This window comes from Halocalculus aciditolerans, assembly GCF_014647475.1.
GTDB lineage: Archaea > Halobacteriota > Halobacteria > Halobacteriales > Halobacteriaceae > Halocalculus > Halocalculus aciditolerans.
In genome coordinates this window covers 262,774-275,489 of sequence record NZ_BMPG01000002.1, presented here as the reverse complement: position 1 = coordinate 275,489, position 12,716 = coordinate 262,774, and the positions used below count along the sequence as shown (strand labels likewise).

Sequence of the window (12,716 nt, the reverse complement as noted above, 5' to 3'; positions counted from 1 at the left end):
AGAGCGCGTGTTAGATGAAGGCGAAGACGACGAGGGCGATGGTGGGGAGGATGACGGCGAACTTGACGCCGGAGAGGATGTCGGCGTCGCGGATGTAGCCGGCGATGAAGCCGGCGAGGACGCCCTGGATGGTGACGGCGTGGAAGAACAGCATGTTGAGCTGGTCGACGTTGATGTTCCCGCCGAAGCTCATGCCGCCGCCCGCGCCGCCCCCGCCGCCGAGTCCGCCACCGCCCGACTGGGAGACGAGGCTCGCCATCACGTCGAGGAACTTCACCTTCAGGATGGCCATGACCGCGAGGAGCGTGATGTAAGTCATGATGATGATGACGACCTGCATCCGCGAGCGGCTCTTGCGCTCGCGCTCGATGTCGTCTTGGTTCTCGGAGGCCTGCGCCGCGGTGGTGAGGACGGCGGAAATCTGACTCGACGCCTCCTGCGCCTTCGAGATGAGTTTCACTGTGCGTGCGAGCCGCGGGATGTGGTACTTGTTGTTGAACTCGACGAGCGCCTCCCGCAGGCTCGTCCCGTAGTTCACTTTCGCGAACATGATCTCGAACTCCTCGCCGAGCTTCCCGGGGCTCGTGTCCGCGACGGTGTTGATGGACTCGAGGAGCGTGAGACCGGTGTCGTTCGCGCTGGAGAGCTTCCGGAGGTTGTCGGAGAGCTTGTTCGTGATGCGGCGTCGCGACCGGACGTTCCACTCGCGGAACGCCGTGAGCGGGATGAAGACGAGGTAGAGCGGGAGGTAGACCCAGACGAACGTCCCGCCGATGGGGTTCGCGAGCATCCCCTGATAGGTCGTCGGCGCGGCCCCGGACGCGACGCCGTAGCCGAGCGCGACGAACGCCAGCGGCACCGTGATAGCGAGCGTGTACGACGGGTTCCGACGCAGGAAATCGCCCGGATGCCGAGCGATCGTGAGGATGGTGTACGTGCCCTCCCGGCTCTTCACGCGGTCGAACACCTCGTAGTCGCCGACGTACTGCTCGATGAGACCGAGGTGGCGGAGACCCGGCTCCTTGCTCCCCGGTTCCTCGCCCTCGACGCTGAGGTAGCCGTCGCCGGGCTCGTCCTCCTTCACCGTCGAGACGAGGACGAGGAAGCCGACGCCGACGATGGGAATGAGGACGTAGACCGTCCCGAAGAGCAGGAAGTCTTGGCCCTGCCCGAGCATGCTCATGATGACGAGGATGATGATGAGGAGGAGCGGGAAGAGCGAGAGCGTCATGTACATCTCCCCGAAGAGTTCGAGCGTGTCGAGCGTCAGCTCCTGTTGCTGCTTCGCCGTCCGCATGTGTTTGTCCTTCTTATCGGAGAGGAAGTCCGTCATGTCCCCGCCGGAGTTGATGATGGAGAGCATGTCGGTGAGGAACTGGCCGAGCTCGTCGCTCGGCGTCTCCATCGAGCGCTTCCGCAGGGCCGTCCGGTAGTCCGTGTCGAAGTACGTGGTCTCCTGTTCGACGGTCCGGAACTCCATCGCGACCTCGCCGTAGGTGTCGTCGGCTCTCGCGACGGCCTCGATGATTTCGAGCTGGTTCAGGCCGCCGATGGAGAGCGCGTACATGAAGGAGACGGCGTCCGGCAGGAGCATGTTTATCTCGCGCTTCCGCGAGCTCGACTTCGAGTACGGGACCGCGACGAGCGACCCGAACCCGAGCGCGAACCCGAGACTCCCGAAGAACAAGCCGGTGACGAGGACGAGCGCCGGCACCTTGATCGCCTCGATGGCGCTCAACACGGTTTCGCTCGGAATCGGGAGGCCGATGAGGTTCTCCGTGTTCACAATCCCCGTCACGAAGAGCAGCCAGCCGAGGAAGATACCGATGAACCACAGGAGGAGGCCGACGAGCACGCCGACGCCGATGGCGCGCGAGAGATACATCTCGACCGTGTCGTCCATCCGCGCCTCCGACAGCTTCGTCTCGACGTCCGCCACGAAGTCGCTCCGCTCCCCGAACACCCACTGGAAGACCGGGTAGAACGTATCCCCGAGCAGGTCATTCGACCCGAACGACCCCTCCGCGCTCATTCCTCCTCCCCGTCAGTCCCGCCCTGACTCGACTCGCCCGACTCACCGTCCGCGTCCTCGACGACGAACCCGCCTTCGTCCGCCTCCGACGCGCCCGCATCCCCCGACTCCGCCTCGTCTCCCTCGACGCCCCCCGTCGAATCCTCCACGGAATCCGCCCCAGTACCGAACGCCGCGTCCTCATCGGCTTCCGGTGTCCCGACATCGTCGTCGGATTCGAGCGTCGCGCCGTCCTCGCCCGACTCGGGCGTCGTGTCGTCCTCGTCGCTGGGTTCGGGACGGAGGTCGCTGTCCGGATCGTGTTCGTCCACGACGACGTCGCGCTCCTCGGTCGCGCCGATCGCGAACGAGATTTCGGGCGCGTCCTCGCCGCGGTACTCCGCGAGGAGGTCGTCGTCCGCCTCCTCGAGGATTTCCCCGGCTTCCTCGTAGACCTCCTCGACGGGGTCGGGCCGCGGCACCATCTCCTCCTTCTCCGGATCGACGTCGATGAGCACGCTCTCCATCGCGCGGAGGTCCTGCAAGGAGTCCTCCAGTTCGTCGCGCGCGATGAGCGTCAGAATCGTATCCGAATCCGCGATGTACGCCTGCAGCGTCGCCGCGACCTGCGTGTACTCGTTCAGCCCGTTCCGGATGAGGTAGGCGAGCACCACGCGGCGCTCGAAGATCTCCCGCTCCAGTTCAGCGTGCGTCCACCCGCGGTCGAACCGAATCTCCTCCAGCGTGTTCGAGTCCGCGATCTGCCGGAACTCGTCGCGCTCCGGCTCCCACTGGAAGACGTCGCCGACGTTGATCTCGTCGTTCTCCGCGTCGTACGCGTTGATCTCCGTCAGCGCCCGGTTCCGCCGGACCTTGTTCCCCCGCACGCGCGTTGACGACTGAATGGAGACGAGGTCGAGCGCCGTGAAGAGCGTCTTCGAGACGTTGATCGGCGCGGTCGTGAACCGCTTCAGCACCTCGCTCACGTTGTCCGCGTGGAACGTCGTGTACGTCGTATGCCCCGTGCTCATCACCTGGAAGAGCGTCCGGCCCTCCTCCCCGCGCACCTCGCCCATCACGATGTAGTCCGGCCGCTGGCGGAGCGCGGCCTCCAGCAGGTCGAACTCGTCGATGTCGCCCTTCTCGTCCTCGCCGAACGACGGCCGCGTCACGCTCGCAATCCAGTTCCGCTGCGGCAACTCGACCTCCCGCGTGTCCTCGATACTCACGATCTTCGCGTTACTCGGAATGAAGAGCGAGACCGCGTTCAGCGACGTCGTCTTCCCCGACGCCGTCCCGCCCGCGAAGATCAGGCTCTTGTTGTTCTCGATGGCCAACCAGAGGAACGCCATCTCGTTCAGGCTGAACGTCTTCCAGTTGATGAGGTCGACGGGCGTGAAGGGGACGTCCTTGAACTGGCGGATCGTGTAGTTCGTCCCGTGGTCGGACACCTCCTTCCCCAGCGTCAACTGCGCGCGCGACCCGTCCGGCAGCGTCGCGTCCACCTGCGGCTGGCGCTTACTGATGCCCTTCCCCGAGCGCTGCGCGAGCTTCACCACGAAATCGTCCAACTGGCCTTCCCCGTGCACCACGTTCGAGATGATCTGCTCGTAGTCCGTGTGGTAGACGAACACCGGGCTGTTGTAGCCGTCGCAGGAGATGTCCTCGACGTTGATGTCGTGTTTGATGCCGTCGATGCGCTCGTACCCGATGAAGTCCCGATTCAACTCGTAGAGCAGCTTCTCCACCTGGTACTGCGTCAGCGTCTTCGAGTCCTCCGCCAACACCACCGGCTCCGGCCGCGCCGCAATCCCCTCGATCTCCTCGACGCCCTCCTCCACGTCCTCCTCCGCATCGAGCATCCCCACGAGCGACTTCAACTCCGACACGAACGACCGACTCCCCTCCACCGGCCCCGAGTAGAGGTCGTACCGATTCAGGAGGTTCCGCGTCTCCTCCTCGATAACCGACCGCCGCTCCGCCTCCGACCCCTCCGCCGCGACGTCCTCGCTCGCGTACTTAATCGACGCCCGCAGCTTCTCCGTCAAGAACTCCTCGAGCTCCCGCTCGAGCTCGTTCCGATACGGCTCCACGAGATAGTACTTCTTCTCGTTCCCCCGCGTCGAATGGAACAACACCACGAACGCGTACGGCTTATTCACCCAGTACCGCTCGATCTCCTCGAAATACTTCTTCTCCTCCATCCCGACCGCCTTCTCCAAATCGTACCGATTCGCAATCGTCGTCCGCCCGTCCACCTCCGAGAAGAACGCGTCCTCGTCGATCTCCGGATCCACATCCAGCGTCCGCTCGTCCACCACCCCATCCAACGCCTCCGCTCCATCATCCCCGCCCGACAACAACCCCGGCAGCGCCGACGGCTCGAACCCGAGATACTCCGCCGGCTCGAACGGCACCACCTCCCCCTCGTCGTCCGTCGGCGGCTCACCCTCCTCGTCGTAATAATACTCCGCCTTGAAATCCTCCCACGAATACTCACCCTTCACGACCGCCGGCTCCACGTCCTCGCCCTCCAGCGACTGGGACGCACCACCATCGGCCCCGTCCGTAGACATGGACCCCAGTTCACGTCGAAGTGGAATAAAACCTTCCGCCCACACGCCGAGCGAAACGAACGAGACCGCACCGCCGCCCCCCGAAACTGGCACCGACCCTACGCGATACAGAGATGCGAAATTGGCTCACCCTCATCAAGCGTTCGTCTGTAACCCATCGAGCCCTGGAAGAACCCGGACTTCCGCATCCATCTTCAACCGCTCAAGCGTTCATCTGTAACGCGCCGACTTCGGGACCTCCTTCAGCAGGCCGTGGCTTCAACCGCTCAAGCGTTCGTCTGTAACTCCCGGTCCTCGGCGAGCTTCGGGGCCACGACGGCGCTTCAACCGCTCAAGCGTTCGTCTGTAACGAGGACGCGGTACCAGTTGACCATGACGTCGCTGTCGCTTCAACCGCTCAAGCGTTCGTCTGTAACGAGGACGCGGTACCAGTTGACCATGACGTCGCTGTCGCTTCAACCGCTCAAGCGTTCGTCTGTAACGGCGACTGCTTCACTCATGGTTTGTGTTGGTTGCGCTTCAACCGCTCAAGCGTTCGTCTGTAACCGTCGGCGGCCTCGACGAGTCGGTCGATGGCGTCGCTTCAACCGCTCAAGCGTTCGTCTGTAACCGAGTTCCGCGCGGCCATTGAGCGCCTCGAAGAGATGCTTCAACCGCTCAAGCGTTCGTCTGTAACTCGCGGTCTATCTCCATCTTCCGCATCGCCCGCTCGCTTCAACCGCTCAAGCGTTCGTCTGTAACCATGCCCGGTTCGGGGCATATGGGGCTTGTACTGTGGGGTTTGTCTTGGGTGTTTCCGTCGACCGTCAGTAGTCCCTGAACCCCCCGGGGGTCGACGGCTGGGTGTGTTTCGGAAGGGGAGCGAGTGGATTTGGTGTATCTGAGGTTCGTCGACGGCTGGTGGGCCCGCAAGGGTTAAGAGCACCTGGGTAGTTACTCAGAACATGAGTAACCAATCGGGCGGGGCTGGGGAGCGCGACGACGCACACCTCGCGGACGTCGAGGACGGCGCTGGCTGCACGGAGATCTGGGAGACGCTCAGTGCGGACCGCGACGACGCCGAGAGCTGAACGCGACCGCGAGAGGGCGGGGCGTCGACGGCGGGAGAGCGCGGTCGAGCGAATACGAGCCTTTTTCAGCGCGGCTACCGGGAGTTAGCGGTATGGTATCCACGGCGGACGTGACGGCGCTCGTTCCCGCGTACAACGAGGCGGCGACGGTCGGGAGCGTCGTCGACGGCCTCCACGACGAGGGTATCGAGGACGTCCTCGTGGTCGACGGCGGGTCGGCGGACGAGACCGTGGCGGTCGCGGAGGAACACGGCGCGCGCGTCATCGTGCAGTCGGGGTCGGGGAAGGGACAGGCGGTCCGCGAGGGCGTCGACGCCATCGAGAACCCCTACGTGCTCCTCCTCGACGCGGACGGGACGAACCCGCCGGAGCAGGCGGGTCGCCTCCTTGATCCGCTCCTCGCCGGCGACGCCGACCACGTTATCGGCGACCGGACGGCCGAGATGGAGGAGAACGCGATGACGGCGCTGAACCAGGTGGGGAACCGCCTCATCAACGGAGCGTTCCGCTACATCCACGGGCACGACTACGTCGACATCCTCTCCGGGTATCGGGCGTTCACCCGCGAGTCCTTCGAGAAGAGCCACCTGACCGCGGACGGGTTCGGCATCGAGACGGAGATGGCGGTGGAGTGTGCGCGCCACGGCTACACCGTCGAGGTCGTGCCGACGACGTATCGGGCGCGACCCGACGAGTCGGAGACGAACCTCCACCCGCTGAAGGACGGCGGGCGCATCATCCTCACGCTCTACCAGCTCACGAAGACGAACAACCCGCTCTTCTACTTCGGGAGCGTCGGCGTCGCGTCGACGCTCGCCGGCCTCCTCCTCGGCGGGTACGTCGCCTACGAGTGGTTCGTCCTCCGCGTCTCGCACGAGGTCATCGCGCTCCTCGGCGCGGCGGGCATCCTCTTCGGCGTCCAACTGCTGATTTTCGGCGTGCTCTCCGACCTCATCGTGACCTTACACCGCGAGCAGCTCCGCCGGCTCGAGCGCCTCGAAGCGAAAGAAGAGGAGAACTAAAGGGCCGATCGGAGGGCTTTCAGCCACGCGCTCGGGGCGTTCGAGCGCGCGCCGCCGATAGCGGTTCGAATCGCGCCGGTCGCGCCGTCCACGATGCCGTCGCCGTGGCCGACGAGGAGGCGGTCGGGGCGGCAGTCGAGGAGTGATTTCGGCGGGGCGATGCGGACCATCGGGTGGACGCCGAGGCGCTCGGTGGGTGCGCGGAAGAAGTCCGCGGTGCCGAGGCTCTCGGGGACGACGAGCGTCTCGCCGTCGTCGAGCGCGGCCTCGTACCAGCCCGGCCAGTCGAGGACGTCGACGACGTCGTACTCCGTCCCGGGGAGCGTGCCGGTGAACGGGCGGGCGCGCGTCCCGAAGTCCCGCGTGATGCCGTCGGGCGCGAAGATGGGGACGCTGTATCGGTCGGCGAGCGCTTTCGCGTCGCGTTCGTGGCGGTCGAGGAGGACGACGATACCCGCGACGTCGGCGTCGCGCGCGTCGAGTTCGTCGTCGAGGCCGTCGGCGTCGAGCGGGTCGACGAGGAACGTCCCCGCGTCGGTGTGGAGGGCGTGACTCGCGCGCTGCATCTCCTCCTCCGGGTACGCGAGCCAGCCGAACCCGCCGTCGAACTCGTCGATGATGGTGAGGTCGCCGGACCCCGACTGCTTGAACGACATACGCTCACTCAGGGCCCGGACGACCAAAAACCACCGCCCGCCGCGGGGCGTGCCGCGTTCGCCTCGCGCCCGTGCCGCGCGCTCGTATCGCACTCTCCGCTGCATCGCCGCACCATTCAGGAGGGCTGGGGGAGAAAGGCGGGTATGGCTGGCTACGAGAAGGTCGACGTCTGGTCGCTCCCGAACGCGCCGAACCCGACGACGGCGAAGAGGGAAGTCGACGAAGCGGTCGGCGCGAGCGCGTTCGGTTTCAACGTCTACGAGGCCGCGCCCGGCGAGCGCGTGCCGTGGGGCCGCCACCGCCACCCCGACCACGAGGAGCTCTTCTTCGTCCTCTCCGGGTCGCTCACGGTGGCCACGCCGGACGGCGAGTACGCCGTCGAGGAGGGCGAGGCGTTCTTCGTCCCCGCGGACGCGCTCAACGAGGCGTTCGTCGACGAATCGGAACAGGCGGCGTGTCGGTTCGTCGCCGTCGGCGCGCCGAAAGACCGCGACGACGCGATAATCGAAGAGGAATGCCCGCACTGCGGCGCGGTGACCGACCGCGAGTCGGAGCGCGCCGACGAGACGTACGTCCTCCGGTGTGCGGCCTGCGGCGCGGAGACCGACCGGTTCTCCGCGTAGAAACCCGTGTGTCCGCGGCGTTCAGAGCCGTGAGGTATCGAGCGAGACGTCCGGCGGCGCGACGAGGAGGAACTCGCGGAAGCGCATCAGCGAGCCGTCCGCCTGCTTCACGTCGCTCGCGAACCCCGCCGCGAGCTCCTGGAGGTCGCCCTCGATAGCGAGCACGAGGACCTTCCCGGCGAACACTTCGTCGAGCCACTCGTCGGCGGGCGTCGTCCCGTCGAGCACGCCCAGCACGACCGACCCCTGGTACTCGGACGGAACCCGGTCGAGCGCCGTCTCCGCGTCGCGGAGGTCGAGACTGAACCCGTCATCTCCCATGTGGGCGCACTCCGCGACACGAACATATAAACCTGGCCGGTGTCTCCCGCCGAGACGCCCCTGCGCGGACGTGTGAGCCACCTATCGTCTCCGCGTCGCGCGGCGGCGGCCGACACGATGCTTTATCACCGCCGCGAGCGACAGTGCGAGTATGCCGAAAATCCACCTCGACGAAGAGACCATCGCTCGCCTCGACGGCCTCCGCCAGGACGAGGAGTCCTACGACGACATCGTCAACGAACTCGTGAACATCTACGAATCCGAGGAGCTCACGCTCTTCCACTCCGGCGACCTCTAACGGTTACTCCGCGGCGTCGGCGGCGTCCCGGGCCGCCGCCTCACAGACTTCATCCCACCGCCCGTTCTCCTTGAGTTCCGTCTCCAGCATCCGCGCGTACTCCTCGGCGAGGTCGACGGCCTCCCGTTCGCGCGCCGCGTCCGCGTCGTCGCCGCCGCCGCCCAGCCCGAGCGCGGACTTCACCGACGCGAGGAAGCCGCCCCCGGACGAAGAACCGCCCCCGCTCCCGCCGCCCATCGCCGCCATCTGCTGGTCGACGTTCTCCAACTCGGGCACGACGTGCTTCACCTTGCTCGTGTCCGCGACGAGTCGCGCGCTCTCCGGGTCCTCCGGGTTCTCCAGGTCGAACTCGACGGCCGTCATCACGAGCCCCCACTGCTGGCGGGAGAACCCCGACGCCTCCACTTCGCTCTGGAACTCGCCGTCCACGCGCATCCGCACGCCCACGATTCGGTCCTGCCAGCCACTCTGTGTCATACCCCTCCCTTCGACCACCCGCCGCATAAGCCCTTCCGAGACACCTGCCCGCCGCAACGACAACGAATATACCGCCGGCGTGAGTGCATCCACGTGCAATGACAGACATCGAAGTCACCAGCACGTCCGACGAAGGATTCGTCACGCAGAGCCGCGTCGGCGACTTCAAACTCACCGTCGACGCGACCGGTGAGGACGGCCCCGACCCGAACTCCGTCCTCGTCGCCAACTACGCTTCCTGTTACATCCCCGCGTTCCGCGTCGCCGGCCGACAGCGCGACTACGACGACCTCGGGAAAGTCGAAATCGACGTCGAAGCCGACCTGAACGACGACGACGACGTCGAAGCCATCCGCTTCAACATCGCCGTGGAAGCCGACGTCGACGACGACGACGTCGACGACCTCGTCGACCGCGGTCACGAGATCTGCCACGTCGACGCCGCGCTCCGCGACGAACTCCGCGCGGACGTCAGCGTCGAGACGAACGCGTTCTAACGGAACGGATTTCGCCGCCGGTCGCTCTCGGTCGACGGTCTCGCCGTCGCCACCCACCACGCGTTTTCTTGCCGCGTCGACTGACCGCCGAAGGTCCCGGGTCGAGCGCCGCGTCCGAGCAATGATTCAGGGACGCACGAGCCGGCGGAGTCGCGTGCGGAGCGGGACGTCACGGCTGGTGTCCCGGACGCGCGTCGGAGCGAAACCGACGACGCCGCCGACGAGTCCGAGAACGCTGCAGGCGAGAAGGAGGTTAATCACCGCCCACGCGTAGCGCGGGTCGGCGTCGTGGAGCGCGAGGAGCGTTGACTCCGGGAGGAGGAGGAAGTAGCGGTGTTCGGAGACGGTCGCGGTCGACGTCTCGCCGCGAGGGGGTGCCGGCATGGAGAGCGTCGCAGTGGCTCGCTCTCCCGGTGGAAGCGCGAGCGCGCGACGGTCGACCGACGCCGTCTGCGAGCGCGAGTCGACGACGACGAGCATGGAGACGACGCCGTTGTTCCGGACGTCGAACGTGCTCTCGACGGGCTCGCCGGGGGTCGCGCCCGACGCAGCCACGGCGTCGCCGCTCGCCTGGACGTGATGAGTCGTACTCCCGCCGACCATCGCGAGGTTCGCCGGCGCGAGCACGATGACGAGGAAGGCGAGCGCGACCCACCGCCCGTCGAGTACGTCCCGCGCTCGAGAGCGCGAACGGTCGCGGTCATCGCCGGCGCGGAGGTCGTCGAGAACTGATAGGACGAAGAGCACGAGGCCGAACGCGAAGAGGAGGAAGCCCGCGCCCTGTGAGCTGAGCCCGGCGCGCAGGCCGAGCGCGTTCGCGAGCCAGCGCTGCCCGTCGACGACACCGCCCTTCACCGCCATCACTCCCGTTCCGAGGTCCGGGATGACGACGACGTGACCGTTCACCTGAAGCGCTTCCGCGACGATTCGATCTCGCGGAACGGGCGGTTCCGCCCCGTCCTGGTCCGTGAAGGGGTTCGCGTCACCCTTCGTGACGTAGCCGCCGTCGGTCGTCCCGACGACTCGGTGGGTCGTCAGGCCGCCGTCGTGGAGGCGGACCGCGCGATACGTGACGACGTCGCCGACGTCCGGCGGACCCGTGAGCTGTGAGGGAATCGCGACGAACCCGTCTCCCGGGTCGATGGTCCCGGACATGCTGTCCGTCGTCACGTACCCGAGCAGTACCGGCTGGCCGAGCGCCTGCCCGACGACGAGGGCCACCACCACCGCGACGAGCACGACTGTCACCGCGGATTCCGCGTACTCCCGGACCATCTCGTTCGCTCCTATCTCTCCCGCCGACCGGCATAATCCTGTCGCAGCAACAACATCCGATACAGCGGCCGAGGCGTCGGCTCGGCGAGACGAGGACGACGAAGAGAAAGGTGATCAGTCGCGGCGGTCGCAGCGGAGCGCAAGCACCGCGGCGGTGAGGAGCGCGACGAGGCCGACGCCGACGCCGAAGCCGGGCGAGCGCGTGCTGGTGGTGCTCGACGCCGCCGTCGTGGCCGTCGCGGTCGACGACGTCGTCGATGTCGCCGTCGTCGTGGTCGGCGTGCTCGTCGTCGATGTCGTCGTCCCCGCTTGTTCGAGTTCCGTGACGGCGAACGGCGAGAAGCCGCTCGTCTCGACGGTGAGCTGATAGCCCCGTTTCGTCTCCGTCACGGTCGTCTCGAGCACCCGCCACGTGCCGTTCACGTAGTGCTCAACGACGAGATTATCGGGGGCCACACCCCGCTCCGTCACCTCCTTCGAGACACGGAACGTCACCGTCGCGTTCCCCGCCTTCGGGTCCGGCGCGTCGACTTCGACGACGGACACGAGCGAGCCGTGCGTCGCCGGCGTCCCCGACGGCCGCCCGCCGAGGTCACGGACCTCCACTCGGCCGCTCTGCCCGTCCATCGTGACGTTGACCCGCTGCACCGTGCTCCCGTCGCTCATCCGGAGCGACACCGATCCCCCCTCATCGAGCTCCCCGGACGGCGAGAGCGCCGGCGGCGACCCACCGCCACCGCCGCCTCCTCCGCCGCCGCTCGAACGCTCACGCGCGTTCCCGACGTTCGCGTGCAGCGTGACCTGTTCGAGAACCGTCCCCGGAGATTCGGCGTCGACGCGCACGCCGACCGCCATCGTTCCCCCGCGCTTCAGCTCGACGGCGTTCTCCGCCGACTCGATCGGCTCCCGCGTATCCATCCGATAGAACGTCACTTGCGGTGTCCCGTCCTCGATCCACACCGGAACCCCGCTCTCCCCCCGCGGCGTCTTCGCGTTCCCCTGCACGCCGATCACGACCAAGTCGTCGATAGTTGTAGTCGAATCCGGAAGCAGTCCGTTAACGTGGACTTCGACTTCCCCCTGCGAATTGTACGACGCGTACGCCTGTCCGTTCGCGCTCTCCGCCGGCTCGAGATACACCCCCTTCGACAGCTTGTCCGCCCCGCCCCCCGGCGCCCCAGCCGTCCCTAACACCGCACCGACGGCGAGGACGACCAGCGCGAGAGCGACGAGGCGGGAGGGCATTATAGCGGATTACTGAGCGTTGGGGTCGCTGTCCTGAGCGTGAACAGTAATCGTGGTCAGACCTGACGGGTCACCATTACTAGTATCTATCTCGATATCTGCCGTTAGCTCTCCCACCGTATCCTGTGTGCTAAGGTCGACGGCATTAGTATCGCTAACGATACTTCCACTATTAGATTGTTCGATAAGATCGACCGTTCCGCCCGATGACAGCGTACTATCGCCTCCTGTGACCCACACGTACTTTGACGCGCTATCGCTTCCATTGTCGGAAATTGTTAGCGCACCATCCACTTTCGTTGTCGCGTTTTCGTTGAGGTTGTCGAAAGTGAACTTAATTGTGTTAGATGGGTTTCCGCTTGCTGAAACGTAATCCCCGTCCCCACTTAATGTGAGGTACGCACTATCATCTGCACTCACGGTAAAGGAAGCTGTACGATCTGCCGTCACGCTCGTGAATGCGCCGGAGCCGAAGGCGGCGCCGCTCCCTATCGCTGCTGTACCCATGCCGAGCAGGACTTTCCGTCTGTTCATGTCCATTGGTGTTCACACGCCCTCCGTGGCGTACCTACGCCTCGTAGAGCTATCCCCTTTGTATTGGGCTGCCAGATGCGTTTCAGAGCCTGCCTGTGATGGGTTCAGTT

At 66.0% G+C, this 12,716-nt stretch carries 13 protein-coding genes and 1 CRISPR repeat array; of the genes, 5 read left to right on the top strand and 8 right to left on the bottom strand.

What is annotated here, in order from left to right; translation table 11 throughout:
* Positions 1-10 precede the first annotated feature (10 nt).
* Entirely contained in the window at positions 11-2,032 is a 2,022-nt protein-coding gene (locus IEY26_RS08120; RefSeq protein WP_188977750.1) for a type II secretion system F family protein, read from the bottom strand.
* Complete coding sequence (locus tag IEY26_RS08115; RefSeq protein WP_188977741.1) at positions 2,029-4,587, bottom strand: ATPase, T2SS/T4P/T4SS family; 2,559 nt, start codon at positions 4,585-4,587, stop codon at positions 2,029-2,031. The genes IEY26_RS08120 and IEY26_RS08115 overlap by 4 nt, the downstream gene beginning before the upstream one ends.
* Positions 4,588-4,778: 191 nt before the next feature.
* A CRISPR array of direct repeats spans positions 4,779-5,328; the repeat unit is 30 nt; unit sequence GCTTCAACCGCTCAAGCGTTCGTCTGTAAC.
* 203 nt (positions 5,329-5,531) lie between these two features.
* On the opposite strand from IEY26_RS08115, the gene IEY26_RS17655 reads away from it, so the two are divergent.
* Both IEY26_RS17655 and aglJ read left to right on the top strand, forming a co-directional pair.
* Positions 5,532-5,657 carry a hypothetical protein gene (locus IEY26_RS17655; RefSeq protein WP_268239802.1) on the top strand — a complete coding sequence of 42 codons (126 nt, stop codon included), beginning with the start codon at positions 5,532-5,534 and terminating at the stop codon, positions 5,655-5,657.
* A gap of 92 nt (positions 5,658-5,749) precedes the next feature.
* Entirely contained in the window at positions 5,750-6,679 is a 930-nt protein-coding gene (gene aglJ, locus IEY26_RS08110; RefSeq protein ID WP_188977733.1) for an S-layer glycoprotein N-glycosyltransferase AglJ, read from the top strand.
* Here aglJ and IEY26_RS08105 read toward each other — a convergent pair.
* Positions 6,676-7,335, bottom strand: a complete 660-nt coding sequence (locus tag IEY26_RS08105; protein WP_188977731.1) for a hypothetical protein — start codon at positions 7,333-7,335, stop codon at positions 6,676-6,678. The genes aglJ and IEY26_RS08105 overlap by 4 nt on opposite strands.
* A 144-nt stretch (positions 7,336-7,479) precedes the next feature.
* On the opposite strand from IEY26_RS08105, the gene IEY26_RS08100 reads away from it, so the two are divergent.
* Positions 7,480-7,959 (top strand): cupin domain-containing protein, encoded by a 480-nt coding sequence (locus IEY26_RS08100; protein WP_188977729.1) that lies wholly within the window; start codon positions 7,480-7,482, stop codon positions 7,957-7,959.
* 21 nt (positions 7,960-7,980) lie between these two features.
* Here the strand turns inward: IEY26_RS08100 and IEY26_RS08095 are convergent, their stop codons facing one another.
* Positions 7,981-8,280: a DUF5779 family protein gene (locus tag IEY26_RS08095; RefSeq protein ID WP_188977726.1), complete on the bottom strand. Its 300-nt coding sequence runs from the start codon at positions 8,278-8,280 to the stop codon at positions 7,981-7,983.
* A gap of 151 nt (positions 8,281-8,431) precedes the next feature.
* Here IEY26_RS08095 and IEY26_RS08090 point away from each other — a divergent pair, with 151 nt between their 5' ends.
* Entirely contained in the window at positions 8,432-8,578 is a 147-nt protein-coding gene (locus IEY26_RS08090) for a DUF7557 family protein (protein ID WP_188977725.1), read from the top strand.
* A gap of 3 nt (positions 8,579-8,581) precedes the next feature.
* Here the strand turns inward: IEY26_RS08090 and IEY26_RS08085 are convergent, their stop codons facing one another.
* Positions 8,582-9,055: a DUF5799 family protein gene (locus IEY26_RS08085; RefSeq protein ID WP_188977723.1), complete on the bottom strand. Its 474-nt coding sequence runs from the start codon at positions 9,053-9,055 to the stop codon at positions 8,582-8,584.
* A 98-nt stretch (positions 9,056-9,153) separates the two neighbouring features.
* On the opposite strand from IEY26_RS08085, the gene IEY26_RS08080 reads away from it, so the two are divergent.
* Positions 9,154-9,552, top strand: coding sequence for an OsmC family protein (locus IEY26_RS08080; protein ID WP_188977721.1), 399 nt, complete (start codon positions 9,154-9,156; stop codon positions 9,550-9,552).
* Between the two features lie 126 nt (positions 9,553-9,678).
* Here IEY26_RS08080 and IEY26_RS08075 read toward each other — a convergent pair whose 3' ends face one another.
* From IEY26_RS08075 to IEY26_RS08065, 3 genes are all read right to left on the bottom strand, one after another.
* Positions 9,679-10,827, bottom strand: a complete 1,149-nt coding sequence (locus IEY26_RS08075; protein ID WP_188977719.1) for a S26 family signal peptidase — start codon at positions 10,825-10,827, stop codon at positions 9,679-9,681.
* A gap of 114 nt (positions 10,828-10,941) precedes the next feature.
* A complete protein-coding gene (locus IEY26_RS08070; RefSeq protein ID WP_188977717.1) occupies positions 10,942-12,072 on the bottom strand; it encodes a PGF-pre-PGF domain-containing protein in 1,131 nt (376 codons plus the stop codon).
* Positions 12,073-12,081: 9 nt separating this feature from the next.
* Positions 12,082-12,612, bottom strand: coding sequence for a hypothetical protein (locus IEY26_RS08065; RefSeq protein ID WP_188977715.1), 531 nt, complete (start codon positions 12,610-12,612; stop codon positions 12,082-12,084).
* Positions 12,613-12,716 lie beyond the last annotated feature (104 nt).